This is a genomic window from Limnothrix sp. PR1529 (assembly GCF_002742025.1).
In the GTDB taxonomy this organism is placed as follows: domain Bacteria; phylum Cyanobacteriota; class Cyanobacteriia; order CACIAM-69d; family CACIAM-69d; genus CACIAM-69d.
The window spans coordinates 47,113-73,429 of record NZ_LIRO01000022.1; the positions used below are offsets into that span (position 1 = coordinate 47,113).

The 26,317-nt window shown below is 56.5% G+C and carries 20 protein-coding genes; 10 read left to right on the plus strand and 10 right to left on the minus strand.

Annotation, left to right across the window (positions count from 1 at the left end; all coding sequences use genetic code 11):
• Window positions 1–6: 6 nt before the first annotated feature.
• Window positions 7–2,229: a sensor histidine kinase gene (locus tag AMR42_RS03955; protein ID WP_099532166.1), complete on the minus strand. Its 2,223-nt coding sequence runs from the start codon at window positions 2,227–2,229 to the stop codon at window positions 7–9.
• Between the two features lie 464 nt (window positions 2,230–2,693).
• Here AMR42_RS03955 and AMR42_RS03960 point away from each other — a divergent pair, with 464 nt between their 5' ends.
• Window positions 2,694–3,383, plus strand: coding sequence for a metal-binding protein (locus AMR42_RS03960; protein ID WP_099532167.1), 690 nt, complete (start codon window positions 2,694–2,696; stop codon window positions 3,381–3,383).
• Here the strand turns inward: AMR42_RS03960 and AMR42_RS03965 are convergent.
• Window positions 3,378–4,625: a competence/damage-inducible protein A gene (locus AMR42_RS03965; RefSeq protein WP_099532168.1), complete on the minus strand. Its 1,248-nt coding sequence runs from the start codon at window positions 4,623–4,625 to the stop codon at window positions 3,378–3,380. The genes AMR42_RS03960 and AMR42_RS03965 overlap by 6 nt on opposite strands.
• A gap of 637 nt (window positions 4,626–5,262) precedes the next feature.
• On the opposite strand from AMR42_RS03965, the gene trxA reads away from it, so the two are divergent.
• The 9 genes from trxA (at window position 5,263) to AMR42_RS04010 (ending at window position 15,474) form a co-directional block, all read left to right on the plus strand.
• Window positions 5,263–5,580 carry a thioredoxin gene (gene trxA, locus AMR42_RS03970; protein WP_099532169.1) on the plus strand — a complete coding sequence of 106 codons (318 nt, stop codon included), beginning with the start codon at window positions 5,263–5,265 and terminating at the stop codon, window positions 5,578–5,580.
• 95 nt (window positions 5,581–5,675) lie between these two features.
• Window positions 5,676–8,486: a CBS domain-containing protein gene (locus tag AMR42_RS03975; RefSeq protein ID WP_099532170.1), complete on the plus strand. Its 2,811-nt coding sequence runs from the start codon at window positions 5,676–5,678 to the stop codon at window positions 8,484–8,486.
• A 129-nt stretch (window positions 8,487–8,615) separates the two neighbouring features.
• On the plus strand, window positions 8,616–9,461 hold the full coding sequence (locus tag AMR42_RS03980) for a hypothetical protein (protein ID WP_143472922.1): 846 nt from the start codon (window positions 8,616–8,618) through the stop codon (window positions 9,459–9,461).
• 284 nt (window positions 9,462–9,745) lie between these two features.
• Window positions 9,746–10,069 carry a DUF6825 family protein gene (locus tag AMR42_RS03985; RefSeq protein WP_099532172.1) on the plus strand — a complete coding sequence of 108 codons (324 nt, stop codon included), beginning with the start codon at window positions 9,746–9,748 and terminating at the stop codon, window positions 10,067–10,069.
• Between the two features lie 28 nt (window positions 10,070–10,097).
• Window positions 10,098–11,780, plus strand: coding sequence for an AarF/ABC1/UbiB kinase family protein (locus AMR42_RS03990; RefSeq protein WP_347343107.1), 1,683 nt, complete (start codon window positions 10,098–10,100; stop codon window positions 11,778–11,780).
• 152 nt (window positions 11,781–11,932) lie between these two features.
• The gene (locus AMR42_RS03995; protein ID WP_099532174.1) at window positions 11,933–12,799 is read left to right on the plus strand and encodes a PP2C family serine/threonine-protein phosphatase; all 867 of its coding nucleotides are present in this window, start codon (window positions 11,933–11,935) and stop codon (window positions 12,797–12,799) included.
• Between the two features lie 505 nt (window positions 12,800–13,304).
• The gene (locus AMR42_RS04000; RefSeq protein WP_234406584.1) at window positions 13,305–13,907 is read left to right on the plus strand and encodes a pentapeptide repeat-containing protein; all 603 of its coding nucleotides are present in this window, start codon (window positions 13,305–13,307) and stop codon (window positions 13,905–13,907) included.
• 109 nt (window positions 13,908–14,016) lie between these two features.
• The gene (locus tag AMR42_RS04005; protein ID WP_099532175.1) at window positions 14,017–14,256 is read left to right on the plus strand and encodes a Nif11-like leader peptide family natural product precursor; all 240 of its coding nucleotides are present in this window, start codon (window positions 14,017–14,019) and stop codon (window positions 14,254–14,256) included.
• 123 nt (window positions 14,257–14,379) lie between these two features.
• Window positions 14,380–15,474: a DUF1611 domain-containing protein gene (locus AMR42_RS04010; RefSeq protein ID WP_099532176.1), complete on the plus strand. Its 1,095-nt coding sequence runs from the start codon at window positions 14,380–14,382 to the stop codon at window positions 15,472–15,474.
• 54 nt (window positions 15,475–15,528) lie between these two features.
• On the opposite strand, the gene hpsU is transcribed toward AMR42_RS04010, so the two are convergent.
• The 8 genes from hpsU to kaiB form a co-directional block, all read right to left on the minus strand.
• Window positions 15,529–16,194: a hormogonium polysaccharide biosynthesis acetyltransferase HpsU gene (hpsU, locus tag AMR42_RS04015; RefSeq protein WP_099532177.1), complete on the minus strand. Its 666-nt coding sequence runs from the start codon at window positions 16,192–16,194 to the stop codon at window positions 15,529–15,531.
• Window positions 16,195–16,204: 10 nt separating this feature from the next.
• Entirely contained in the window at window positions 16,205–17,170 is a 966-nt protein-coding gene (locus AMR42_RS04020) for a glycosyltransferase family 2 protein (RefSeq protein ID WP_099532178.1), read from the minus strand.
• A 127-nt stretch (window positions 17,171–17,297) separates the two neighbouring features.
• Window positions 17,298–18,395, minus strand: a complete 1,098-nt coding sequence (locus AMR42_RS04025) for a glycosyltransferase family 2 protein (RefSeq protein ID WP_099532179.1) — start codon at window positions 18,393–18,395, stop codon at window positions 17,298–17,300.
• A 190-nt stretch (window positions 18,396–18,585) separates the two neighbouring features.
• Window positions 18,586–19,791 (minus strand): glycosyltransferase, encoded by a 1,206-nt coding sequence (locus AMR42_RS04030; RefSeq protein WP_099532180.1) that lies wholly within the window; start codon window positions 19,789–19,791, stop codon window positions 18,586–18,588.
• A gap of 729 nt (window positions 19,792–20,520) precedes the next feature.
• A complete protein-coding gene (locus AMR42_RS04035; protein ID WP_158234341.1) occupies window positions 20,521–22,209 on the minus strand; it encodes an iron uptake porin in 1,689 nt (562 codons plus the stop codon).
• Window positions 22,210–22,511: 302 nt separating this feature from the next.
• The gene (locus AMR42_RS04040; RefSeq protein ID WP_199858078.1) at window positions 22,512–23,600 is read right to left on the minus strand and encodes a serine protease; all 1,089 of its coding nucleotides are present in this window, start codon (window positions 23,598–23,600) and stop codon (window positions 22,512–22,514) included.
• A gap of 208 nt (window positions 23,601–23,808) precedes the next feature.
• Window positions 23,809–25,323, minus strand: a complete 1,515-nt coding sequence (gene kaiC, locus AMR42_RS04045) for a circadian clock protein KaiC (protein ID WP_099532182.1) — start codon at window positions 25,321–25,323, stop codon at window positions 23,809–23,811.
• A gap of 440 nt (window positions 25,324–25,763) precedes the next feature.
• Complete coding sequence (gene kaiB / locus AMR42_RS04050) at window positions 25,764–26,078, minus strand: circadian clock protein KaiB (RefSeq protein ID WP_099532183.1); 315 nt, start codon at window positions 26,076–26,078, stop codon at window positions 25,764–25,766.
• Window positions 26,079–26,317 lie beyond the last annotated feature (239 nt).

Genomic DNA, 26,317 nt, shown 5'->3' on the forward strand with positions numbered 1-26,317 from the left:
GATCAATCAGGCAGAAGTGGCGGCGCTGGCGATGTCTCTGGTGATGGGCAGTTTAATTTCAAAGGTTGTGCCGTGGTGGGGAATCGATCGACAGTCGATCGAGCCGTAGTGACGCTCCACAATAATTTGATAGGCGATCGCCATGCCCAATCCTGTGCCTTTGCCAACGGGCTTGGTGGTATAGAACGGGTCAAATAATTTGGCGCGGGTCACCTCATTCATCCCAATGCCGTTGTCAGTAATTTCAATTTTGATCCAAGACAAATTGAGGGTTTGGGTCGTGATCGTCAGGGTGGGTAATTCTTGGGCCGGGGGAGCCGTTTGCCAGCGTTCTTCGATCGCATCAATGGCATTGACCAACAGATTAATTAGAACCTGATCAATTTGCCCGATCGTGCAGTCAATGGCAGGTAAGGAGCCATTTTGACGAATGATATTGAGATCGGGTTTTAGCTCCTGAATCCGATGGCTCAAGATCATCAAAACCCGATCGATGGACTCGTGGAGGCTGGCCGGTTCCTTGGCTTCGGTGGTGACGTGGGAATAGATTCTGAGGGATTTCACAATTTCCCGAATTCGATTGGTTCCCACGCGCATGGAAGTAAGCAGCTTGGGAAAATCATCGGCAATGTAATCTAAATCAAGGGTCTCGGGATGGGCGATCGGGACGAAATGAGGGGTTTGGGAATATTGCTGGTTGTGGTGATCGATCCTCTCTTGGTAAGCAATTACGGCTTCTAAAAGTTCCGTGGCATATTCCGAGGCGTGATGCAAATTGCCATGGACAAAGCTCACGGGATTATTAATTTCGTGGGCGATTCCGGCCACCAATTGCCCTAAGCTGGATAGTTTTTCGCTTTGGATGAGGTGGGCTTGGGCTTCTTGCAGTTCTTGAAGGGCCGTTTCTAAATCTTCAGTGCGATCTTGCAGGGCCAAGCGAGATTCCTGAAGCTGTTGGTTGCTGTAAATCACTTGGTTAAGGAGCGATTCTTGCACCACCACTCGCCGGATATTGTTGAAAAGATAGGCGGCAATGCTGGCGGTGAGGCTTAAGCCCACGAGAAAGGCCGCGATGCTGTTAGGAAACAGGAAGGGCGAAAAAATTTGATGGGGCAAAACGAGCAGGGACATTTCCCGATCGCCCACGTTAATGGATTGGGTGCAAATATCCCAAGGGCCTTTCCAAGGACAACGCAAGGCCTGCTGGGCCCCAACAGTCCAAGGGGCTGTGCTAGCGATCGGGAGGATGCGATCGAAGCTACTGGGATTGGCTAACTGGGATTGCAAATAATCCACCGGGCGATCGAACAGGAAAATATCCAAATCCAACACGCCCGTTTGTCCACGGGTGAGGTGGAGCGATCGGGTAATTTCCGTTTGGGTCACAAACCAACCCTGGTCGGTTCCCTGCACCGTCAGCAGCCGAGGATCTGGATTGGACACAATCATCGTCAAGGGCCGCTGAAAGGACTGGGCCCGCTTCAGCCAACTGTTGAGGGCTGGGGGGATGGTTGCTCGCTGACCGGATTGCCGACCGCCAAGGGACTGAATGCCTTGTCCCAGTTGAAATTGAACATAGGGCCCCGTTTGGGGATCGGCCTGAATCCAAGCCGTATCGGCCGTGTTGGCCACATCGGACAGAAGGTTTTGGCTGATGGATTGAAATTCGGCGGCCGAGGCGGGGCGACGGCGATCGAACATCAAAGCCCCGGCGCGGGTGGTGCGGGTAATTTGTTCTAAATCATCACGGAGATTGTTGCCCAATTGTTGGGTTTGCTGTTGCAGTTGGGCGCGGGCTTGGGCCAAGTCCCGATCGGCCGCCCAGTTGGCCGCCCAGGCCGACAGACCCACTCCCACCAACAAGGCAATGGCAACGGGCCCGTAACGACGATAGGGAACAGATGTTAGCGATGGGGCAGGGGGTGGGGGTGGCGCAGATCCCGGCCGATCGGTTCGACGAGCAGCGACAGGCATGATTAAGCAAGAGGGTGTCAAGGGAGTGGTGTTGAGGTGGGTGTTGAGGTGGGTGTTTTGAAACGGGAGATGAGCTGGGGTGACGGTCAACCATTCGGTGGCTTGTGTGGGCCCATGGCTCCAGCGATCGATTGGCTCCGAGGTGGAAGGGGCGGGGGCTTGACGGAGGTGAAACAGCCTCCAGAAACGCTCTGGCCAGCGCGTGGCACTTGACGGTAACTTCTTCACAATCAAAAACTTGCTGATTGGATCCATCCCGATAGGGAACGATCGCGGGTGGGGGTTAGTGGGGCCAACGGTCAAAAATTGGTGATGGGGCCATGGTTTGGGGGCAACGAATCAGGTCACCGCCCCGAGAGCCAGTGAGTGACCCGCTGGCGGCTGTAGCGATTGACACCCTGATCTTCATCCTAATTGAGAATAAGTTTTAATAAATAATTGACTTGATTACAATTTTCAAATTTCAGATGCTGAATTCATAAGCACAGCGTAATTCTGTGCTGAGTCTTAATCGCGTTTAATGGAAAGAAGCGCGATCCGCTGCCCGATCGCTTGCCAGGGCTGGCTCCTGTGGCTCAAGATGGGCCTAGTTTCGGTTCAATAACTGGCTTTATGGCTGGTTTTATGGCTGGTTCGATGGCTGGTGTGGATCAGCCTGATTTTGGTTGATCAGCTTTTTTAGATATTGCTCTCGTTATCAGCATTTGTGCCCTGCCCCTATGGCTGCCGGATTGGTTCACGATCGAATCACGATCAACACGGCCGGGATTTGGTTCTTGGTGGGATTGGGGGTGACGACGGATTTCGGGTTGGCGGCTGCGAGCGCGATCGGCTGTGTGGTGGGGGGCTATTGGCTCAGCCCAGACCTGGATATTCGATCGCACCCATTCCAACGTTGGGGCCCGCTGCGTATCATTTGGATTCCCTACCAAAAACTGATTCGCCACCGCTCCACCTGGTCTCACGGGCCGCTGATTGGCACGACCTTACGGGTGCTGTATTTGGTGATCGCCCTGGGGCTGGGATGGTTGCTGCTGTTGGGACTGGCGGCGATCGGGTTTTCCCTGTTGGGTGGGGCCCATCGCTATGCCAGCTTTGAGGCGGTCACCTTGGCCCAAACCCGGGCGATCGGTCAATGGCTGTGGGTTGATCAATTCCCGTTTTTGGTGGCGGGTTTTGTGGGGCTGGAGGTGGGGGCCCTGTCTCATATTGCAACGGATCATCTCAGCTCTTGGCAAAAGCGACGCGCCCGCCGGGCCAAGCGATCGACCAGCCAAGCCCGAGGTCGATCGCCCGGTACTCGCACCCCATCTCGCAAACCAGCTTGCACCCATCGATCGCGCAGCGGCCCAACTCGCAACCCCCAACCTAAGCGGACTAAACGGACAACAAATCGGCCAACCTCATAGCCAGCGGCGACGCAGGAAATCCAAAGCGGTGCAGGCGCTCACGTGGCGAATCCATTCCCGATCGCGCTGGATCCCGAGGCGCATTTCATGGGTGGTGACCCCATCGGGCCCGGCAATGCCCGCATAAACCAGGCCCACGGGCTTTTCCTCGCTGCCGCCGCTAGGCCCGGCTACCCCAGTAATGCTGATGGCCCAAGTGCTGCCGAGGCGATCTCGTGCCCCGATCGCCATTTCCTTGGCTGTTTCATGGCTGACGGCTCCGAAGCGATCCAGCGTTTCCGCCGAAACCCCCAACAGGGCTGTTTTGATTCGGTTGTCGTAGGCAATGATGCCGCCGAGGAAGTAGGCGGAGCTGCCGGCCACCGCCGTCAGCAACTGCCCCAAACCGCCACCGGTGCAGGACTCCGCCACCGCCAGGGTTTCGCCTCGGTCTTGGAGCGATCGACCCACCACGATCGGCAACGTATCCTGATCCAAGCCATAGCAATCGGGCCCCACCCGATCGCGAATTTGCGCCACCATCGGCTCAATTTTGGCCAGGGCTTCGGCCGCCGTTGCTCCACAGGCCGACACCCGCAACTTCACCGATCCTCGGTTGGCATAGGGAGCCACCGTTGGCTCCGAACTGGCTAAATAGTCCGCCACCCGTTCCGCCAAGGCCGATTCGGAAATGCCCCAAAACTTCAGGGTTTGGGAGACGATCGTTTGGCGCGACCACCCGTGATCTCGCAGGTAAGGCATGGCCACTTCCGCCCACATGGTGCGCATTTCGCTGGGCACACCGGGAAAGGTCATCAACAACAACTCCGGAACCGGTTGCCAAATCATGCCCGGAGCCGTGCCCACTCGGTTGGTCAAAATGGCCGCGCCAGCCGGCAGCAGAGCCTGCTTGCGATTGCTGGGAACCATGGTGCGGCCGCGCTGGGCAAATTTTTGTTCAATGTCGGCAATGACGGCCGGATGTTCCACCAGGGGCACATCGAAGAACTGGGCGATCGTTTCGGTGGTTAGGTCATCGGGCGTGGGGCCCAGTCCACCCGTAAACAGCAAAATACGCGATCGTTGGCAAGCGGTGGCGATCGCCCGTTGCAGGCGTTGGGGATTGTCGCCAACCACCGTTTGGTAATAGTGGGGAATGCCCAATGCCGCCAGTTGTTGGGCCAAAAACTGAGCATTACCATTGAGAATGTCGCCAAGCAACAGCTCAGTGCCGACACAAATAATTTCAGCGCTGGGGGTCATTGTGCCAAGCTCCGCACAGGATCAAACCAGGATCAAACGAGGATCACCGAACCATTCAACCATCAAGGCGACACTGAGTCAGTCCCAACTGATCAGACCTAATTGATCAGGCCCATCCGTCAATCATCATCACCTCGGACTTTGCCCTTAACAGATCGTAGGACAAGGGGCAAAACAAGTGCTGGGACAAGGGGTAGGACAAGGGGTTTAAACCCCTTGCCTGATCATGGGTCTGATCATGATTGGAGCAAGACCGTCAAATGCTCTGGCCCTTGGCTTTGCTCTCAAACTTTCGCCTTAATTTTCGCCTTAATTGATTGCGAACGAATCGCGTGAATGATTAATTCTCAGTCTAAGCTTGACTAGCCCTCGATCAACAGGGGCAAATCGGTTCCATTGTAGCGCTGAAATTTTCAGGTTCCAAGCCATTTCAAGCCGATGTTCTCTCGGTTTTTTCGCGATTTCATCTTAAATGAGAAATTGAAATGAGAAATTGAGAACCACTCGATCAATCTTGGCCAAATTGACCCAGAAATGGAGTGGCGATCGACTGGGTTTGCTTGGGACTTGCGATCACCAATCATTGCGATCATTGGGATTTTCTCTAAATAATTACCCCTGCCTCAGGAGGAGAGCTATGGCGACATCGAAGGAATTCACGAGTTTTGATGCCATGATTCAGGAAGCTGAAAAACCCGTTCTTGTGGACTTTTATGCCACTTGGTGCGGCCCTTGCCAACTGTTGTCGCCAGTGTTGGAGGAGGTGAGTGTGCGGCTGCATGATCACCTGCAAGTGGTGAAGATTGATGCCGATCGCTACCCGGATTTGGCAACTCAACACCAGGTGACAGCCCTGCCGACGCTGATTTTGTTTAAGGATGGCCAGGCGATCGATCGAATCGAAGGGTTTATGAAGGCGGATCAGCTCATTGCCCACTTAGAGCGCAAACTTTAGGGCGAAAACTTTAGGGCGCAAACTGAGCTAGAGGGGCCCATAACCAAAGGGGCAATCATCAGGGCCAATAACGATTTCGGGATGGGCTGCAATCAATGGATCTCGTGTTGTGCCACATGACGGTGGATTTTGATGCCCTGGGGGCGGCGGTGGGCTGGGCCTGCCTGCACCCGGGGGCCAAGATTGTGCTGGCGGGTGGCGTGCATCCGGGAGTGCAGGCGTTTTTGGCGCTCCATCGTGATGAGTATCCCTTGATTGAGCGGCGATCGGTGGATCCGAAGCGGATTCGATCGCTCGTGGTGGTGGATACCCAACAGCGCGATCGACTGGGGAAGTTGGCGGAATGGCTGGACTTGCCCCAGCTAAACTCGATCACCCTCTATGACCATCATTTGGGTGCGGTGGGAGATATTCCCGCCACCCGACAACAAATCGAAGCGGTGGGGGCCACCACCACCCTGATGGTGGAGCAATTGCAACGGGCTGGCGACTTGCAGCGGCCCCTCACACCGGCTGAGGCAACGGTGATGGCCTTGGGGATCCATGTGGATTCCGGATCTTTGACCTATGAAACCGCAACGGCGCGGGATGCGGCGGCCCTGGCTTGGTTAATGGCCCAAGGAGCCAGCGTCAGCGCCATTGCCACCTATTTGGATCCGAGTTTGTCGCCCCTGTTGCAACGGCTGTTGGCGGAGGCGATCGACCAGGTGCATGGCCACCCGGAACAAACCCAAGTGGTGGCCGGGGCCCGCTTAACCTGGGTGTTGCTGACGGCGGATCAATACGTGCCCGGTCTTTCAACGGTGGCTTCGCGGTTGGTGGACACGATCGGGGCCGATAGTTTGCTGTTGGGCACGCTCTACAGCACCCGAGAGGGATCTCGTGGCCAGCGGCTGTCTCTGGTGGGGCGATCGCGGTTGGTGGGCCCGGACTGGGGAGCATTGTTGGCTCCTTGGGGGGGCGGCCATGCCCAAGCGGCGGCGGGTACGGTGCATTGGGATTCAGAGCCAGCGGAGCCGATCGAACCGGCGGCGACCTTGCTGAAATCACTGATGGCGGCCTTTGCGGCTCAGTTGCCCCATCCCCCGATCGCGCGGGATTTGATGTCCTCACCCGTGCGGACGATTTTGCCGGAAACCTCGATCGACGAAGCCCAGCGGATTTTGTTGCGCTATGGCCATTCCGGCCTGTCCGTGGTCGATCGGGGTGGGCAGTTGGTGGGAATTGTGTCCCGGCGAGATTTGGACATTGCGCTGCACCACGGGTTTCACCATGCCCCCGTCAAGGGCTACATGACCACCCAGCTCAGAACCATCACCCCGGAAACGACCCTAGCGGCCATCGAGGCCCTGATGGTGACCTATGACATTGGCCGGCTCCCGGTGCTCGATCGGGGGCAACTGGTGGGGATTGTGACCCGTACCGATGTGTTGCGCCGGTTCCATCGCGATCGACAGCAACAGCCCACCCATGCCTTGTCAAACCCGATCGAGGCGATCGGGAATTTTTGCCCCCTGCTGTCGCGGCTCACTCCGCCCTTGCGACAACTGCTTGATCGGGCAGCGGCTTTGGCCCAGGCCAAGGGCTGGCAACTGTACCTGGTGGGCGGTGGGGTGCGCGATTTGCTCCTGAGTGACGCGGCCCAGGCGCTGCACCTGTCGGATTTGGACTTGGTAGTGGATGGTTGCCATCAACCCCAGGCGAATCCTCCAGAGGACTCAGCAGCCATCGCGCCAGACACCGGAGCCGCTGTGGGCTTGGCCCAAGCTCTGGCCCAGGACTATCCCGGGGTGCGCTTACAAGTCCATGGGCAATTTCAAACGGCCGCCCTGTTGTGGCATCGAGATCCGCTGTTCGATTCCCTGTGGGTGGATATTGCCACGGCGCGCACGGAGTTTTATCCCTATCCAGCGGCGAATCCGGAAGTGGAAGCCAGTTCTATTCAACAGGATTTGTATCGGCGCGATTTTACGGTGAATGCGTTGGCGGTGCGGCTGACGGAACCCAATCCCGGTGAGGTGCTGGACTTTTTTGGGGGCATGGTGGACTTGGGCGATCGGCTGGTGCGGGTGCTCCATGCCAACAGCTTCATTGAGGATCCCACGCGGATCTATCGAGCGGTGCGGTTTGCGGTCAAATTGGGATTCACGATCGAAACCCAAACAGAGCGCTACATCCGCTATGCCATGGCTCAACTGTCGCCGCTGGAGGGGCAGCGCCGTCAACCTGCCCTGGAAACCCGCTTGAAAGCCGAGCTGAAATACATTTTGCAGACGGATTTTTGGTTGCCGGCCCTGGATTTGCTCGATCGCCTGGAGGCCTTACGTTGCATTCACCCTACGCTGAAACTGACCCGATCGCTTCGGCAGGCGGTGCGCTGGGTGGCCTGGGTTTGGGCGGCAGGGGTGTTGGCTTGGGGGGACGATCGGGCGGTGGCAGGTCTCCATCGTTGGGAACTGTTGCTGGAAACCCTGTTGGCCAGCTTGGCCCCGGGCGATCGAGCTGAGGTGGCACGCCGCCTACAACTCACCGAAGCCAGCATTCAACGGCTCGATCAACTGGCGATCGCGGAAACCACCTTGCCCGCAAAATTGGCCCAATGCGATCGCCCCAGTGACCAAGTGCGGGTCTTGGAATCCTGGAGCCGACCGCTGCTGTTGTTGGTCAGTCTCCACAGCGATCGGGTGACACGGCGGCAAATTTGGCAATACCTCACCCGCCTGAGCCAAGTGACCAGCCCTTTGAATGGCAAAGATCTGCAACAGTTGGGCTATGCACCGGGTAAGCAATTTCGAGAAATTTTGGGCCAGTTGCGGGGAGCCTGTTTGGATCGACTGGTGGGCGATCGCACCGAAGCGATCACTTGGGTGAAAACCCACTATCCGCCACAAAGTCCGGTGGGCTGAGGCTTCGGGGGCGATCGCAACCCAGGGCCAGGGCCGCAATTGTTGTGAATCTTTACGAAAGAAAAACTCTTGACTTATTCTTAAGAGTTGAAGCGGCATCCACCCCTCTCCGATGCCCCGAGGTTTGCTTTGAACCCTTCTTCTCCCCAACCGCAACGAAGCCGCTGGATTGCTCCCTTGTTTTTGGTTACCGCTGCCTGTGCTTCCATGCTTGGCGCGGGAGCGGTGGCCGTTGTGCGATCCGGCGAAATGAACCTCTTCGGCATTCGGTTCGAGTCCCCCCCAATCCTGAACTGGTTGGCGGGAGAAGAGCAGTCCTTCCCGCCGCGTGAAGGTTGGCCGGTCTCCAAAACCGCTGAACAGGAGTTGGATCCAGCCGATCCCAGCATTCCTGACCTAGTGCTACAGCAAATTCGCAGCCATCCTCACCGGGATAGTTCAGCGGCGATTCGCAGCCAACGCATTGCCCCGATCGAGCGGCCCGTGCGCAACAGCGCGCGACCAGCGGAGTCCACCGCCGATCGCGCGCCCCTGGCCAGCCCCAGCCCCTTGGATAATTCTGATGGCAACGCGCCACCGACCGACAGCACACCGCTGGTAGATCCCTCCGGTGGCAATTCGGGCACGGCCAACTCAGCAACTGATCGTCCCGATCGCCCCGATCGCTCCAATTCAGGTGATCGCGGTTCAACGGTCGATCGCTCACCGTCGGGAACCAGCACCCCCGAACCGGCTACTAACTCAGCCCCCTCAGAAACCCGCCCCGCGCCCGATCGGCCCGCCAACCCCGAGCCGCGACCCGTCACAGAACGCCGACCGACCACAGAGCGCCGCCCCGCGCCGGAGCCAGCCGCCGTTGAGCGTCGCCCCAGCGGTGGCAGCTCCAGCGCCCCAGCCAGCGGCGGGGCATCCGGTGCTAGCAACGGGGGCAGCGCTGGCAGTGGTTCCGCCCCAGACAGCAGCAACACCCCCTAAGGGCATGGCATACCCTGGCTGCGAGTTCTGCGCCCTTGATCTTGATCCCTGATCTTGATCTCTAATTTTGATCCCTGACTAAGCCGCAGGCGCGAATCCCCAGCCAGCCCTAAACTGCTCATGCCAAACCTGCCAGCCCAAAACCACCACGCTATAATTCAGAGCGGTCGCGGTAGCCCGCTCCGGCATTGCCTAAAAGCGATTATGCGCGCACCCTAGCTCTCAACTAGCGCTTGACCTCCTGATCCCCGATCGCCTTCCCAGTACTTTCACCCGCGAGTTTCATGAGTAACCCGCTTGTCCATGCCTTCTTTGTTGGTCGCGCGATCGCTGAAGTGGTAAACGAACAAATCGAGCGAACTGCCACCGATTGGTTGAGCGAGCTTGGGAAGTTCGATGCCGAACAGCGGGAAAACCTGCGCCAACTGGTTGAAGAGGCCCTGGCCAGGGCCCAACAGGCCGAAGCCGCCGCCACCAACGGACGCACCAGCAGCAGCAGCGCTTCCGGCGGCGACGATGTGCAAGCTGAACTCGACGATCTGCGAGCCGAAATTGCCCGCCTCAGGTCAGAGATTAAGCAATACCGCAGCGAAGCCAACCCAAGCTAGAGTCGAGACGCACCGCACGGAGTCGAGGGTGAAAACGTACGACAGCAAAGCTTACCGATGGAACCGCGAGCGGTACTCCCGCCCCCGCCGCTTTATTGATATCTGGACTTTTGTCACCCTTTGGCTGTTGTGGCTTTGGATTGATACCAAGCCCTGGAGCTATCGCGGAGGCATGACGGAGGCCAAACAAAAGGCCCGCCGCCGCCAACAGGCCATTTGGGTGCGCGATACGCTGCTCCAGTTGGGGCCCACGTTCATTAAAGTGGGTCAACTGTTTTCGACGCGCGCTGACCTGTTCCCTGCGGAATATGTGGAGGAACTGTCGAAGCTGCAAGACCGCGTACCGGCCTTTGGCTATGACCAAGTGGAAGCGATCGTTCGCCAAGACTTGGGCAAACCGGTGCAGGAACTTTTCCAGAGCTTTGACCCCATTCCTCTGGCGGCCGCCAGTTTGGGCCAAGTTCATAAGGCTCAACTGCGATCGGGCGAAGAAGTGGTGGTGAAGGTGCAGCGCCCGGGCCTGAAAAAGCTGTTCCAAATTGATTTGGCCATTCTGAAGGGCATTGCTCGCTATTTCCAAAACCATCCCCGTTGGGGCCCCGGTCGGGATTGGTTGGGCATCTATGAAGAATGCTGCCGGATTTTGTACGAGGAAATTGATTATCTAAACGAAGGACGCAATGCCGATCGCTTCCGGCGGAACTTTCGCCATGCGGATTGGGTGCGTGTACCCAAGGTTTTTTGGCGCTATTGCTCACCTCGGACGATTGTTTTGGAATATGTCCCCGGCATCAAAATCAGCCACTACGAGGCCCTGGAAGCGGCAGGCCTTGATCGATCGACCTTGGCCGAATTGGGAGCCAGGGCCTACCTGGAGCAAATCCTCGAAGGGGGCTTTTTCCACGCGGATCCCCACCCGGGCAACTTGGCGGTGAGTCCAGATGGATCGCTGATTTTCTATGACTTCGGGATGATGGGGCAGATTAATGCCAATGTGCGCACGGGGTTAATGGAAACCTTCTTTGGCATTGCCCAAAAGAATGGTGAACGGGTGATGAACTCCCTGATTGCGCTGGGGGCGCTGCAACCGACCGGAGACACGGGGCCCGTCCGCCGATCAATCCAGTACATGCTGGACAACTTCATGGACAAACCCTTTGAAACCCAGTCCGTGACTGCCATCAGCGATGATCTGTATGAAATCGCCTACGGCCAGCCTTTTCGGTTCCCGGCGACATTTACCTTCGTGATGCGGGCATTTTCAACCTTGGAAGGGGTAGGCAAGGGCCTAGATCCTGAGTTTAATTTTATGGAGGTCGCTAAACCCTACGCGATGCAACTGATGAATGGAAATCAACCGGAGGCTGCCGGAGACTTGCTGGGCGAGTTAGGTCGCCAGGCAGCGCAAATGAGTTCAACGGCTTTGGGTTTGCCGCGTCGCATTGATGACACGATCGAAAAGCTCGATCGGGGTGACCTGCGCTTGCGGGTGCGGGCCACGGAAACCGATCGCGTGTTGCGTCGCCTGAGCAACGCCCAAGTAGCCACCAATTACTCAATCCTGACTGGTAGCTTTGCCCTCTGTAGTGCCATCTTGGTGGGCACAGGATACGGATGGTTTGCAGTGATTCCCGGTGGCATCGGCCTCCTCCCCGCGATCGCCCTCTTGCGCTTGCTGCGGCGGATGGATCGCTATGAGAAGATGTTCTAAAGCTCTAGGGGTTTGAGGGGTGACACCCCTTATTCTCTGACGCGCTCCATGGCAAACCAAGCTCAATAGACCGCGATCGCTGCCACCCGCGCTCAGCGTTCGGTTGGCTGCCAATCCTGATTGCCCCTGTTCTACCCCCGTCCCGTTCGCCCATGAAGTTTCGAGCCTCGGGATTGACCGATCGCGGAATGCTGCGAAGTGTCAATCAAGATAATTTGTTTGTCGATCCTGAAGGTCGGTTATTCATCGTTGCGGATGGAATGGGCGGCCATGCGGGCGGACAGGAAGCTAGCCGCATTGCGATTGAAGTGGTTAGCCAAGTGATCCTGCAAGCTTGGGAATCAGAGGCTTCCTCGCCGGCCCTGTTGGAAGTGGCGATCGAGAAAGCCAACGATGCCATTTTGGATGACCAAGTGCGCCATCCGGAACGGGCCGAAATGGGCACGACGATCGTGGCGATTATGCATCGCGATGATCAGTGGTGGCAGGTGCATGTGGGTGACTCGCGCCTCTATCGATCGCGGGAGCAACACCTATTGCAACTGACCAAAGATCACACCTGGGTGGCCCGGGCCGTTGAAAGCGGCGACCTGAGCCAAGAACAGGCCCGATCGCACCCCTGGCGACATGTGTTGATGCAATGCCTGGGACGGCGAGAGCTGGAGCTAGTGGAAATTTATCCCCTTGAGTTCCGATTGGGGGATCAACTGCTGCTCTGTAGTGACGGTCTCACGGAGGAATTATCCGACTCCGAAATCTTGCATCATCTTTGCCAAATGCCTTCGGCCCACCAGCTCGATCAGTTGGTGGAACGTCTGGTGCAGTCGGCCAAAGATCGCGGCGGTCGTGACAACATCACCGTTGTGCTTGTGGCTAGCGAAAGCACTGAAGAAGATGAAGAAGAGGAGTTTATTCCCCTTGGCCCCGTGGACGATGAACCGTCCGAGGGCATGATTGATGAAACCCTACCTTTCCCAACGGATGATGATTTTCCACCGGAGCTTGCACCCCTGAGTTAATTGCTCTGAGTTGCTGACCCTCGGCGAATGAACCTGAGTGAATTGTTTTCAAGTCAATTGCTCTAGCGAGATGATCATCAAATTGATTCGCCTGGGTGAATGATCCTGCATTAATCCTGAGTTGATCGCTACTGATCGCTACTGATCGTTACTGATCGCTGTTACGTGAATCACCCTCCGTTTGCAGTCTAGTGATCGGGTGTCTTCAAGCAAAGATTGGTGGCGATGAGTCGCTGATCTGAGATTGAGACCGTTTAGCTTCCCTTGGTATGTTGAGGGCGATCGAGTCACAATTCTTTGATTAATTTAAGCTTGGTTTCTGATCCCTAGGTTTGATAATCTCCTAGAAGCTGCCTGCATAGTGCAAACCAAGTCTAAGTTGGTATTTCATGGCTCAAATCTCTGATTCGAGATTAATGCTTGAAACCTTTGATTTTGGTCGTTGTGAATAATTCATGAAAGGCAGAATCTTGTACATAGAGATTGAACTTGGGAGTTTTCAGTGATGTTAAAAATTCCTGTGCAAATGACGCAAGCCGACAGAACTCAGCCTAAAAACCTTGATGCTCATCCCGATCGAGTCAGGGCGATCGCCCCTGCAATTCGTCGGGCTTGGCGGCGATGGGTTGTGCTGTCACTGCTGGCATTGAGTTTGGGGCTAACCTTGCTGGCTAGTTGGTGTGGATTGGCGGAACCCGCTTGGGCAGAAAATTACAACCGATTCTCGTTGGTGGGTGCAGACTTTTCCAATCAGGATCTCCGCGATGATGACTTCACCAAAGCCAATCTGCGGGAAGCAAACTTTCATAACGCTAATCTTGAAGGGGTTCGCTTCTTTGCCGCAAACTTAGAATCAGCAGATTTGAGCGGTGCAAACTTACGAAATTCCACCCTTGATTCAGCCCGGTTAGTCAATGCAAATTTGACCAACGCGGTGTTAGAAGGAGCCTTCGCCGCCAGCATTAATATTCCCGGTGTCAAAATCACGGGAGCGGACTTTACCGATGTGTTGTTGCGATCGGACACCTTAGACAAGCTTTGTGCGGTGGCGGATGGGGTGAATCCAGTGACGGGCCGGGCCACGCGCGACACGTTGTTTTGTCCCTAAGGTTTTTCTCTCGGGTCTTTCCCTCGGGTCTTTCCCTCGGGTGGTTTCCAAAGGTGTGTTCCAGAGGCCTCAAGGGTCATCCATTTTGGTGTCTTTTCGGTGCTGAGTTATGTCTATCGATAATGCCGATCGCTTCTTAATTGCCGCTGCCCAAAGCGAACAGATTCGACAATATTTCAAGTCTGTGAAAACGCCCCAAGAATTTGCCGATGTGGCCTGTCGGCTGGGTTATGAATTTAGCCCTGAGGATTTGAAAATGGCCGTTGCAGAACATAGCCAAAATGTGACCCAGCGAAGACATACGGGCGTGTGGGAATGGTTGCGCACCGTGCCCTGGATTGAACGCTAGCGATCGACTTTCGCTGTAGCGCAAACCCAGCAAATGACTCAATTCAACATGCTGGTTTAGAAAAACAAAACCAGTAGACCAGTTCAGTGAACCAGTCCAAGCATCCGTAGTTGAGAAATATCAATGGACTTTCTGAATCCGCGCTTGGCGGGGCGACGGGTAGGGGTTTTGTTGCATGAGGGACTGCGGGGCCCACGGGGCAAAACGGGTCTCGCCTTCTTGCGCTACAGCGCGGCGGAGGTGGTGGCGGTGATCGATCGCGATGCGGCCGGTGCCAGTCTGGTTGCTTTAACGGGGATCGATCGCCCGGTTCCCGTGGTGGCCAGTGCGCAGGAGGCGATCGCCCTAGGGGTCGATACGTTGCTGATTGGGATTGCGCCTTCGGGGGGAATTTTGCCGACGGAATGGGAAACGGAACTGAAGGAGGCGCTGCGGGCTGGGGTTTCCCTGGTGAATGGCCTGCATCGTCCCCTCAGTCAAGCGCCCGATTGGGTGGTTTGCCAACAGCCGGGGCAATGGATTTGGGATGTGCGGGTGGAACCAACGGGCCTGACGATCGGGTCGGGGTTGGCGCGGTTGCTGCCGGGGGTGCGGGTTTTAACCGTGGGTACAGATATGGCGATCGGGAAGATGTCCACCACCTTGGAACTGTGCCGAGCAGCCCGCCGCCAGGGCCGACAAGCGCATTTTGTGGGCACGGGTCAAGCGGGGTTGATGATTGCCGGGCAGGCGGTGGCCCTGGATGCGGTGCGGGTGGATTTTGCGGCGGGGGCGGTGGAGCGGGCCCTGTTGCAGGCGGCCCAAGACGCGGGGGGCTTAGGTGAGGCGGATCTGTTGGCGATCGAGGGACAGGGATCGTTGCTGCACCCGGGATCAACGGCCACCTTGCCATTATTGCGGGGATCGCAGCCCACCCATTTGATTTTGGTGCATCGGGCTGGTCAAGTTCATTTGCGAGATTTGCCCCATTGCCCGATTCCGCCATTACCGGACGTGGTGGCCCTTTACGAAGCGGTGGCACGAGCAGCCGGAACCTATGCAGCAGTGCCCGTAGCAGCGATCGCCCTGAACACGGCTCACCTGTCGGACGCGGAAGCAAGGGCCGAGTGCGATCGGGTGGCGGCCTTGACCGATCGCCCCTGTACGGATCCGGTGCGTTACGGGGCAGAATTACTGCTGGCTTCGATGGGTGTTGATTCGTTCAATCAGCAAACTTGATCTACTGGGTGATTGGGTGTCGATTGATATTGATTAATCTCAATTAATCAGTGCCTATTGGGATGGAATTGTGGAGGATGACTGGTCCCGATCGAGCGATCGCGATCGTTGAGGTTTGCAAGGATTTCCCCAAGCGATTGATCGAGCGGGAATATTCATCAGTACTGTGCTTCTTGCGCCGATGATGCTGTTTGCGCCAATGCTCACGCCGGGAGCCACAAAACAGTCCGTTGCGACCCAAGTGCCATTACCAATCACCACCGGTTCCACCAACAACCCAAAGGCGCGATCGCGAATGTCATGACTGCCGGTGCAAAGATAGCTACCTTGGGAAATGATGCAGTGGGAACCCACTTCAATGCGATCAAGACTGTAGAACGTGACCTGATCGCCAACCCAAGACCAATCACCAATTTTTACTTTCCAAGGATAGGTAAATCGAGCGCTCGATCGAATCACCACGCGCTTACCAATCTTTGCCCCAAAACAACGCAATAACCAACAGCGAAACCCATTGGCCGGGTGGGGAGAGAGGGGAAACAAAGTACCTTGAATGAACCACCACAACAAAATAAACCAGCCGGGCCGCCCCCGATCGAACCAAGATTGATCATAGCGACTGAGATCAAACCAAGCTGGCTCATCGGTCACCACAGGATTCACCCGATCGTGGTGGGCATAGGATTGGGTTGCCCGCTCAAAATTATGGGGCACAGTCATAGGCGATGCCTCAGGAATGGATTGACGACGAAGCCGATCGGGGACTGGATTTGGGTTTTTGCTGTTGGTTCAACTGCCCGCCCGACTTGCGCAATTCATAGAGCTTAACCCCAATTTGAAACTCATACTGACTCAGCAATCGGCCATACACATAACCGGGATAACCATCCAAAAATCCCAGCCGAATAATATAAAACAGCACAAACCGAATGAAGGGTTTCATGGGCAACCGCACCCACAGCCGCTTCAGGGCCCGCTTCCGTTCCACGGCATTTCCAAACAGATTGCCCTTCAAGGTTCCGTCTTTGCCGCGCCCTTCTAATAGGTTTAAATAGACCTGGGCTTCCCAATTGGAATAGCGATTGTGACGAGCTAGCCATTGGTAAATATCCCGGAAGTCAATATGCAGCATGTCTTCCTTGAGATAGCCCACTTGGCCATGGCTTGGGTTGATCAAAACATGCTCATGAACCTCGTTGTCTCCCGTGTTGCGAATTTCTTCGGTTCCCAGGTTTTCGTAGCGCCCCGATTGATGCTTAAACAGTCGCAGATTCCAATCGGGATATTTACCCCCATAGCGAATCCATTTCCCTAGGAAAAAGACGCGGCGGTTGAGATAGTAGCCTGCAAAACCGGGACGGGCGATCGCCTCAGCAATTTCGTCCCATAGCTCCGGGGTAATTCGCTCATCGCAATCCACAATCAAAACCCATTCATTCCGAAAGGGCAGATTTTCCAGCGACCAATTTTTCTTTTTGGGCCAACGACCGTTGAACTGAAATTGCACGATGGTTGCGCCGTAGCTTTCGCAAATCTCAACGCTGCGATCGTCGCTTTGGGAATCCACCACAAAAATTTCGTCGGCCCGAGCCACGCTTTCGAGACAGGCGGGCAGATTGGCCTCTTCGTTTTTGGCCGGAATGAGCACGGAAACGGGAACCGTGTTGCTGGTGATTTGTTGCGGATGAATGGTCATGCTGAAGGGGGGTGAGACAGCAGCGGATGGCGAAGACAGGGGGAATTTAGCGAAAAACGAAGCCGAATCGAGCGAATTTTAGGGGTAATTGGGAACGGGGACATCGACGATGATCACGGGGCCAAGCCTATAATGCCTGACGACCCATGAGGGTGCGAAGAATGGCCCACAGGTAGCCCAACTGACCATAGGCATAGACCAGGTTGTCAAAACGAATGGCAGGATCCCGCCAGTGGCGGAGGGCTTTCCAGAGGCCCCGCAGGAACCGATCGCCCGCCAAGCCAAACTGACGCAAACCCGCCCGCCCGGCCAGTTGTTCGCGATAGCACTCGCTGATGCCTTGCCACCAGGCGCGATTTAAAAACCACCGGGGACTCAATCGCTCTGGGGCAACGTTGTGGGCGGCATGGGCGGCGGGAATGTAGCCCACTTGCCAGTTCAGCTCGATCGCCCGTTCGGTCATCATTAGTTCTTCGTTCGACAGCAGTTTTTTCCCCACGCGCCCTAGGCTGGGGTCAAAACCGCCCACCCGATCGAGAAAAGACCGACGAATTGCATAATTCAAGCCGCGCGGCGTTTGTCCCGGATTGTGAATGATGATCGGTTGATCGCCCAAATCATAGGCCCCCAAGGGTTCAGTCATGCCATCGGAAAGCCAGCGCGGGCGCGATCGCCCCGGGGGCCACAGCAGGGTAACGCGCCCTCCGGCAATGGCCAGGCGATCGTTTTGGGCAAATGCTTCGTAGAGCATCCGCAACCATTGGGGGCTGGCCTCTGCGTCGTCGTCCAAATAGGCGAGCAAATGACTGCGGGCGGCTTTGGCTCCGGCATTGCGGGCCACAGACAAGCCTGTGATCGACTCGTAAACGTAGCGCAAGCGGGGGTGAATCAGGCGTGCTTCCACCACTTCCCGCGTGCGATCGGTGGAAGCATTGTCCACCACCACAATTTCGTAGGGGAGCACTGCACCGCAATCTTGGCTCAGCAGACTATCGATCGCCCCGCCCAGATACTCCGCTCGATTGTGGGTGCAAATGATCGCAGAAATTAAGGGTTCCCGTGCGTTGGTTTCTGGGCCTGGGAACTCGGAAGTTTGGGCGTTTGGAGTGGGTGAGTCTGGTGTTGCTGAGTTTGGAGTTTGGCTAGCTGGAGTTTGGCTGGCTGGAGTTGGGGTTTCTGAAGCTGGCGACTCAGTGGGGAGAGGTTCCGGGGATAAAGCGCCCATAGCACAACATTGGGGAATCGAAAGATTGGGGAAGTCGAGGGCTTGAAGATCGAAAAATGGGGCGAATCCAGGGTTCAGAGATTTAGGAATTGGGCGATCGAAATGGGGCGATCAGGCGATCAAGAGATTGCGAGATTGAAAATGGGGCGATCGAAAATTGCGAGATTGAGGATTCGAGGATTCCCTGAACCTAGGGTTTGCGAGGGCCGCGTTGTGGACTGCGGTTCAGGAGCTGGTGCAGGCGATCGCGAAAGGCATCCACCCCAAACAGGCCAAGGGCCTCTTGCCGCAGCCATGCCCCATCACAACGGCGATCGCCCCTGGTCGTCAAGGCAGCAATGGCGGCGCGGGCCACGGCCTCCGAATCCCGGTGGGGAACCCGCCACCCCAATCGACCATCCTGCAAGGGGTCGGCGGAACCGTCGTCATCGCCGGAAATAACCGGTACGCCCGTGGCCATGGCTTCCAGATAAGCAATACCAAATCCCTCTTGGGAGGGCATGACGTAGAGGTCGGCGGCTCGGTAAAAGTCCGGCAGGGCCTCCGTGGGCACAAAACCCGCAAACACGACCCGATCGCCCACGCCCATCTCACAGGCCAGGGCTTCTAATCGCGGGCGATCTTCGCCGCGACCAATCACCAGATATTTCACGTTGGGCACGGCTCGGGCAATCAGTGGCAGGGCCCGAATGGTCACATCCACCCCTTTGTAGCGATCGCCCGGCCAGAGCCGCGCCACGGTCATCAGCACTTTGCAATCGGCTAGGCCATACTGCGTCAACAGTTCCGGCGGTTTGGGCCCCGGTCGAAACACCGTGCCATCCACCGGACAGGGCATCAGATCCACCCGATCGGGATTGAGCTGGTTGGCCTGACTGGCGCGATCGCGGGAATAGCGACTAACAATCCAAAGGGCATCGGCCCGCTGCAAAGCCCGGCGAGCCGGAGGCGAGAGGGGATCCCAAACTTCCTTGCCGTGGGTCAGCACCGTGTAGGGAATGCGCCGAATCTGGCAAATCCAGGCGATCGCCTGAACGAGGTTGATGTGGCCACAAAACACTTGGCGCGGTGGCGCAATCCACAGATTCCAGGCCAGGCTGGCCAGCATTTGCAACCGCCCGATCGCCCGGGACTTGGCCCCACCAAAACAGTTAAATTCCAAGCGCCCTTCCCCGATCGGGGGTTTAGCCATGGGGCGATCGCGCAGAATCCAGGCCCGGCCGCGGCGGTTCGGTTCCGCCACACAGGCATAGGCCGTCAACAAATTTTGGTTATAGGTTTGGATGCCGCCCTCGTTGTCGAACACCTCAAGGAAAACGAATGCATCCCACTGACTGCCCCGCGCCGATCGAGACCGTGGCTTAGCCGAAATGGGTTTTGATGGAACGTGCTGCATGACGAATCAACCACCCAGAATCCTACTCACGACTCGATCGCTCAATGGCATAGCTAATGCAGAACTCAATGAATGCATGGCCCCACAGTGCATGGCTTGAAAAGGCATGACCCCACAATAGTTGGTCATATTGAGTGACCACATAATGTGTGACCGTGACCCCAGTAATGTGCGACCCAAATTATGCGCGACCCAAATCATGCGTGACACAACCTAGTGGCGCGGCTGCCTTAATTTCTTGGGTCAAAGTTGCGGAGCCAGTCGTGGTAACAAGGGGCTTAAGCCCCTTGCTGCCTAACGATCTGGTGACGGTAACAGTCATTTGATTTGACCTATCAAAATAAGCTTGGCACGCTACTAGGGTGTGGCCCAAATGGCGCACGATTGATCATGTGATCATGCATGACTAAGCAACGGAACTGGATGATTAGCCCCGGTCACTGAACCTGTTAACGGTAGTCTGCATTTCCAATGTCTCCGATTCCGCTCGGGACTGCCACTGCTGGTGGTGGTGTTCGTGGTTCTGTGGGCCTGTGCTAGGGAAATTGAATCGGGATTGCACCTGAATGAATCTGCCGATCTCAACTGTCCCCTATCAATTTACCCAGGGTTTTTCCGTGGGAATCCGGTTAATTTGCATACCTATACGCAGGCCCGTAACCCAAGGCTGGGCGGTTGCCCGATTCTGAGGTGATGCTTGAACGGGCCTGGCCAAGACGACTTAAATGATCAGAATCGAAATGTGGTGCGGATAGTTCCCACCACGATCGCCCCGCGATCGGCCTCATGTTCCGCTTGGGTGACCACGAAAACGCCGGGGGTGATGGAAATTCGATCGCCCACCTTAAACCGATAGAAGGTTTCCAGGTGCATTCCCTGGCCCGAATCGTCTTCCACATCGCCCGTGCCTTTCACCAAGCGCAGGGGCTGACCCACCAAAAAGGCCCAAAGATCGCCCTCGCGGCCAAAGGGATCTGACCAGGCTAAGGACACCGCATAGGTGTTGGACAAGGCCGTGGCTTCCCGATCGATGTAATTGGTCCAAACCCAGCCTCCCCAGGCCGCCAGGGTGAGAGCTTCCGAGAGCCGCCATTGCAATGTGCCGCTGAGGCCGTGGATTTGGGCCGGGGAATCGAGCTTGCCGGACAGGTCGGCGTTGAGGCTGCCGGTGAAGGTGTTGAGATAGCCCCGATCGTCGTAGGCGTTGATGTAGGCGATGCCCGTGAGCAAGGTGGCCGCCGGTTTGGTCAGCAGTTGCACCCCCCAAGCGCTGCGATCGCTCCCAAAGATGCCCTGATCCGGTCGGGCGCTGTTGCCTGCGCCGTAGGCAAATTGCAGCCGCCCCCGCTCCCACAGCAGCCAATCTGCCCCCACACCCCCATCCAGGGCCGCCAGCTTAAACAGGGGGCTGCCTTCCGCGAACCGAGAAATGGCCCCGCGGCCGGTGTCAAAAAAGGGCGAGTTGGCCGTGAGGACGCTGCTGAGGTCAAAGCCGACGGGCCGCAGGGTCAAAACCACCCGATCGCCCCAGGCCGCAAATCGATAATCCAACAGGTCTAACTGGATGTTGTTGTCCAAATCCGTTTGGAACGAAAGGCGGGCCATATCCGTGCCCAAGGATTGGCGACTGGCATAGCCGTTGTTGCCCAGGTTGCCCGTGGCCAGTTGCAGCCGCAGCCGATCTTTCCCCGTGAAGGAGGTGACAAATTGCAAGCGGGTCAAGTGGGCAAAGGTGGCGGGATTTTCGTTATCACCGGGCGGATTGTCGCCCGCGGCCGCCGACAGACCAAAAATCGTTTCGCCCCCCATCAACAGGGTGGGGCTAAAGCGCTGACTTTCCAGGCGGGTGGTGGTGGCTTCCAGGCGGTTGACTCGTCCCGTGAGCTGCTCCAGTTCCGATCGAAATTCCGTTTGCAGGCGGCCCAGGGCGGCCAGGTCGTCCCGTTGCACTGCGGCATCGGTGGCTCGATCGAGCTGGGTTTGAATCGCCTCTAAGCAAGCGGCTAAACCGGCGGCAAACTCAAACCGGCCCAGGGGCCGATCGCCCCGAAACAGTCCATCGGGATAGCCTGCCAAACAGCCGTAGCGCTCCACCAGGGATTGCAGGGCCTGGAATGCCCAATCGGTGGGTTGCACATCGCTGAGGGCAGAAACGGAGGTGACCTGGGCTTGGGCGGGGATCTCGGCTTCGGGGGCGCTCAGCTCAGTTCCCACGGGTTCGATCGGTTCCAGGGTTTGGGCCGCAACTCCGCTGGTTCCCGCCACCAGTCCCACCAGCACTCCCAAGGCTCCCAATAGGGATGATCCCAAGGCCGATCCCACCATGGCCCTGAACAGGAATCCAGCAACCCACCGATTCCTGTCCGCCCGTTGCGATCGCCCTGAAGGGGTGATGGCCTCGATCAAGTGTTCATGCACTGGGTGTTCATGCCTTGATGGATGCCCTGATTGATGCCTTGATCGATGCCTTGATCGATGCATGTTGGGCTGCGGGATGGCCGTCGCCGCCTTGGTTTCCGCTTCTGAATCTGTTTCTGCTGCTAACGCTGCTGCTGCCGTCATCCTGCCCAGACTCCCTTTACACACCACAGGCAGATCGCCCCTGCTGCAATCCCTAACCAACCGTCGATTAACCCCAGGGGCTTTCACTCGGGTGTGGATTTCGGATCGAAACTATCACAGGCCCATTCCTTCAGGACGATTTCGCGCGGAAGTTGAGCCTAGAAAGGTCGATCGCAAGGATCACCTAACAGCACGCTGCCGCACCCCCCCGACGGTTGATCGCGCAGGAGCGATCGCACATCAAAGGTAAACGCCGCGTAGATGTCCTCCACCGTGTCTGCCTTGGGCTTTTGAGCCAAGCCGCGTGCAATCAACTGCTCATCCACGGGCGGATCCTCATAGGCCAACACGATGCGGGCCGCCTCCGCCGCACTCAGGAAATGTACCGTTTGCATCCCACAGCTCGCATCGGTGTTTCCTTCCAAGGCTTGACCGAGCGATCGCCCCAAATCATTCCCCGAAGCATCCACCTCCAGCAACCCTTGGTTGCAACCATTGGAGTCACCCCGACCGCGGCCGTGAATCCCCACCAACTCCCCATCCCCATTCAGCACCGGGCCGCCGCTCATCCCCCGCCGAGTCAGGTTGTCGTAGAGCACGCTATAGCCCCCATCGCTTAAGGGACTGGGGGAAATGGCCACCAAGGCCCCAGAGCTGGAAATCCTTTCACGGCGGGCGCTGTCGTCCTCGGGATTGGGCCAGCCAGACACCACCACCCGATCGCCCCGCCCCATCCGCCGGGAATTGCCCATCACCGCCACGGGATAATCCAGATTGCTGGTGAAACGCACCAGGGCCAAATCCATCCCCGCGATCGCGGAACCCATTTCATCCTGTTCATTGCCCAGGGGAATGATATTGCTCGGATCACTTTCGTCATCAATGAAATGCACCTCACCATCGCTGGTGCGCACCCCATAGACCGTGCCCCGCGTCCGCACCACATGCAGCGCCGTTAGGGCGTAGTAGGTTTGCCCCTCCCGGGCCACCAGCACCCCCGATCCCGGATTCCATTCCTGGCGCTGTTCAATGTCTCCCTTTTGCAGCCCCTGGGCAATCACCACCGTGACTTGCGAGGCGATCGCATCCACCTGATCCAACGTCAACGCCTGCACAGCCCAAGCGGGAATCGTGGCCACAATCATCGCCGCCCCCACCCACAGCCACCAACGAACACAGCGATGGTGCAACCACCGCCGCCCTTGCTGGGTCAGTGTGACAAACAGTGATGCGATAAAGCAGCCCATAATTCGGCTCAATCATCTAGAGCCTCTTTCCCCCCTAGGCTACAGGAGTCAGGAGTCTGGCAAAAAGTTTCAGGTTGCCAGATCTTGCCCTACATTCGTCTGCTTAATTCCGTTTAATTCCGTGAATCCTGATGCTTAATCCTGTTGACTCTGAGTTGAACTCTGTTAATTCTGAGTGAGTCTCGTCCTGAATTGATTAGTCTATTGCTTAGTCCGTGGACTTTTCCTGAACCCCGCGCATAATCCGCGACAGTTCCGTTTTTTCGTCCACGCTGACCCGCGAAGGGGAACCGCTGATGATTTTTTCGTAGTTGCGGAACGAGTCGCGAATTTCTGGGCCGTTGCGGCTGATGGTGTATTCGCGAATGCCCTTGTCATGTTCCGAGCCTCGCATTTTGAACACGTTAATGGCCCGGCACATTTCCCCACGAATTTCCACATACTGCAACATCAAAATGGTGTCGGTGATGGTGGAAATATGGGAATCGGTGATGGCGTGGGATCCCATAAACTGGTCGGTGGTGTTCGTGAAGAAACCGGTGATTTCTTCTTGCTTGGCGAAGCCCGTCACCCCAATCACGAATTGGCGGAAAGCGTTGTTGCTGACCCCCCGCGCCAGGGCCGAAAGGGAGTCGATCGCGATGCGGGAGGGTTTAAACTCAGCAATTTCAGACTTGATGATCTGCAAGTGATCTTCCAAGCCCGCTGACTCCGGATAGGCGCAGAGAATTTTGAGCAACCCACGGCTTTCCAAATCCTCAAAATCAATGCCCCAGGAATAGGCGTTTCGAGAGAGTTGGGCCCGCGATTCTTCGTAGGCAAAAAGGATGGCGCGTTCGCCATTTTGGCAAGCGTCTTCAATGAATTTACTAACCAGCAGGGTTTTGCCCGTACCGGTTGCGCCTGTGGCCAAAATAATCGAATCCTTGAAGAAGCCGCCGCCACACATGGAGTCGAGGGTGAGCACCCCGGATGATACCCGCGCGTTGGACGATCGCTGAGTGAGGCGCATGGCCCCCAGCGGGAAAATGCTAATTCCTTGGTTGGTGATGGTGAAGGGATATTCTCCCTTCATATGGGTTGTGCCCCGCAGCTTCAGAATTTCGATCGTGCGGCGACGGCGTTCCCCCTCCAGCACGTTGCGGACGATCGCCACGTTATCCGACACAAATTCCTCAACCCCAAACCGCGCCACGGGGCCATATTCCCGTTCCCGCTCCGTGGTCATGATGGTGGTCACGCCCACTTGCTTCAGACGGGCCACCAATCGAAAGATTTCCCGACGCACCACCGAAGCCGCGTCATACTGCTGAAAAACGGCGGTGATTGAGTCGATCGAAACCCGCTTGGCCTTGTATTTCCGGATGGCGTATTGAATGCGCTCAATCAGGGCTGACAGGTCAAAATTGCCAACAATATCTTGCCCTTCTGGATCCGGGGAAGCATCTAAAATAAACAGCTTCCCCGAATCGACCAACTGTTGCAAATTCCAACCAAAACTGCCCGCGTTCTTAATAATGTCGGCGGGCGATTCCTCAAAGGTGACAAAGATGCCCGGCTCGTCAAAATAAACAATTCCGTTATAAAGAAACTGGATCGCAATTAGCGTTTTCCCAGTACCAGATGTTCCGCTTACGAGTGTTGCTCGACCGACAGGCAGCCCGCCATGGCTAATGTCGTCAAAGCCCTCAATCATCGTCCGAATTTTTTGAACACCGGTCATAGTGATATCTGTTTATATCTGTTTCCTAAGGAATCAACGCTATCGGAGTAGCCAGTCATTCAGCCATCAGTGCCAAGGAAATGCCAGGGAATGGAAAGCCAGGGAATGGAAATGGTGTCTGAGGGTTGGGGCCCCTAACCCGATCGGGCATGGCCCCTGGGGGTTAACCATCACCAAGGGGCAGATCCAGATTGCCAAATGGAGAGGCTCAATTGCCGAGCATGATACCGAGCACAATGCTAAACGCAACAGGGATCGAACCTGATTGGGGCTAGATGGGGCAGTCGATCGGGGTGTGGGGCCCGCGATCGCGGCACACCGATGCAACCGATGCACCGGAGCGAACCCACCCGCCGGGCATTTGGGGGTTGGTTTTGCCGTTCCTGATCGCCTCGGAGTCTAAACAGCATCCCACGATCCATCGCAAAACCCTACTGATTCTAGTATTCAGCCTCATCATCCGCCAATTCTTCATAGAGCAGGTCGAGGCCAATCAACACCCGCTCGCGATCGGACAAATCGCCAATAATTTTCCGCACTGGCGGGGGCAGAATTTTTGCGAGAGTTGGGGTGGCTAAAATCTTATCCTCCTCAGCAAGTTGGGGATTTTTTAGCACATCGATGACCTTCAGCGCATAAACCCCTTGAAACTCATCTTCCAAAATATTCTTCAGGGTTTTCAGGGCACGGACTGAATGGGGAGTATTTCCTGCTACGTATAACTTGAGAACGTAGGTTTTTTTGAGGGGACTCATAAGCAATACAACGAGTTGAGTTTAGGAAGTTCTGTCCACGGGAATTTGGGTAAATACAAGACCCGTTGAGAATGCAAGGTCACCGGAGTCCCTAAAACCGGAATCAGATCCATGCCAATCACAGGACTCTCCCCAAGGGTTGGGGAAAACTTACTCCCAATCTGTTATCGAGCAGACCACGCTCCAGTCATCATCCTCAAAATTTAGTTCATCAATGGCAGTTTGATGGCAGCTTGATG

Coding starts and splice junctions, on each gene's coding strand:
- AMR42_RS03955 (WP_099532166.1), bottom strand. CDS start 2,229: ATGGATCCAATCAGCAAGTTTTTGATTGTGAAGAAGTTACCGTCAAGT.
- AMR42_RS03960 (WP_099532167.1), top strand. CDS start 2,694: ATGGCTGCCGGATTGGTTCACGATCGAATCACGATCAACACGGCCGGG.
- AMR42_RS03965 (WP_099532168.1), bottom strand. CDS start 4,625: ATGACCCCCAGCGCTGAAATTATTTGTGTCGGCACTGAGCTGTTGCTT.
- trxA (WP_099532169.1), top strand. CDS start 5,263: ATGGCGACATCGAAGGAATTCACGAGTTTTGATGCCATGATTCAGGAA.
- AMR42_RS03975 (WP_099532170.1), top strand. CDS start 5,676: ATGGATCTCGTGTTGTGCCACATGACGGTGGATTTTGATGCCCTGGGG.
- AMR42_RS03985 (WP_099532172.1), top strand. CDS start 9,746: ATGAGTAACCCGCTTGTCCATGCCTTCTTTGTTGGTCGCGCGATCGCT.
- AMR42_RS03995 (WP_099532174.1), top strand. CDS start 11,933: ATGAAGTTTCGAGCCTCGGGATTGACCGATCGCGGAATGCTGCGAAGT.
- AMR42_RS04000 (WP_234406584.1), top strand. CDS start 13,305: ATGTTAAAAATTCCTGTGCAAATGACGCAAGCCGACAGAACTCAGCCT.
- AMR42_RS04005 (WP_099532175.1), top strand. CDS start 14,017: ATGTCTATCGATAATGCCGATCGCTTCTTAATTGCCGCTGCCCAAAGC.
- AMR42_RS04010 (WP_099532176.1), top strand. CDS start 14,380: ATGGACTTTCTGAATCCGCGCTTGGCGGGGCGACGGGTAGGGGTTTTG.
- hpsU (WP_099532177.1), bottom strand. CDS start 16,194: ATGACTGTGCCCCATAATTTTGAGCGGGCAACCCAATCCTATGCCCAC.
- AMR42_RS04020 (WP_099532178.1), bottom strand. CDS start 17,170: ATGACCATTCATCCGCAACAAATCACCAGCAACACGGTTCCCGTTTCC.
- AMR42_RS04025 (WP_099532179.1), bottom strand. CDS start 18,395: ATGGGCGCTTTATCCCCGGAACCTCTCCCCACTGAGTCGCCAGCTTCA.
- AMR42_RS04030 (WP_099532180.1), bottom strand. CDS start 19,791: ATGCAGCACGTTCCATCAAAACCCATTTCGGCTAAGCCACGGTCTCGA.
- AMR42_RS04040 (WP_199858078.1), bottom strand. CDS start 23,600: ATGGGCTGCTTTATCGCATCACTGTTTGTCACACTGACCCAGCAAGGG.
- kaiC (WP_099532182.1), bottom strand. CDS start 25,323: ATGACCGGTGTTCAAAAAATTCGGACGATGATTGAGGGCTTTGACGAC.
- kaiB (WP_099532183.1), bottom strand. CDS start 26,078: ATGAGTCCCCTCAAAAAAACCTACGTTCTCAAGTTATACGTAGCAGGA.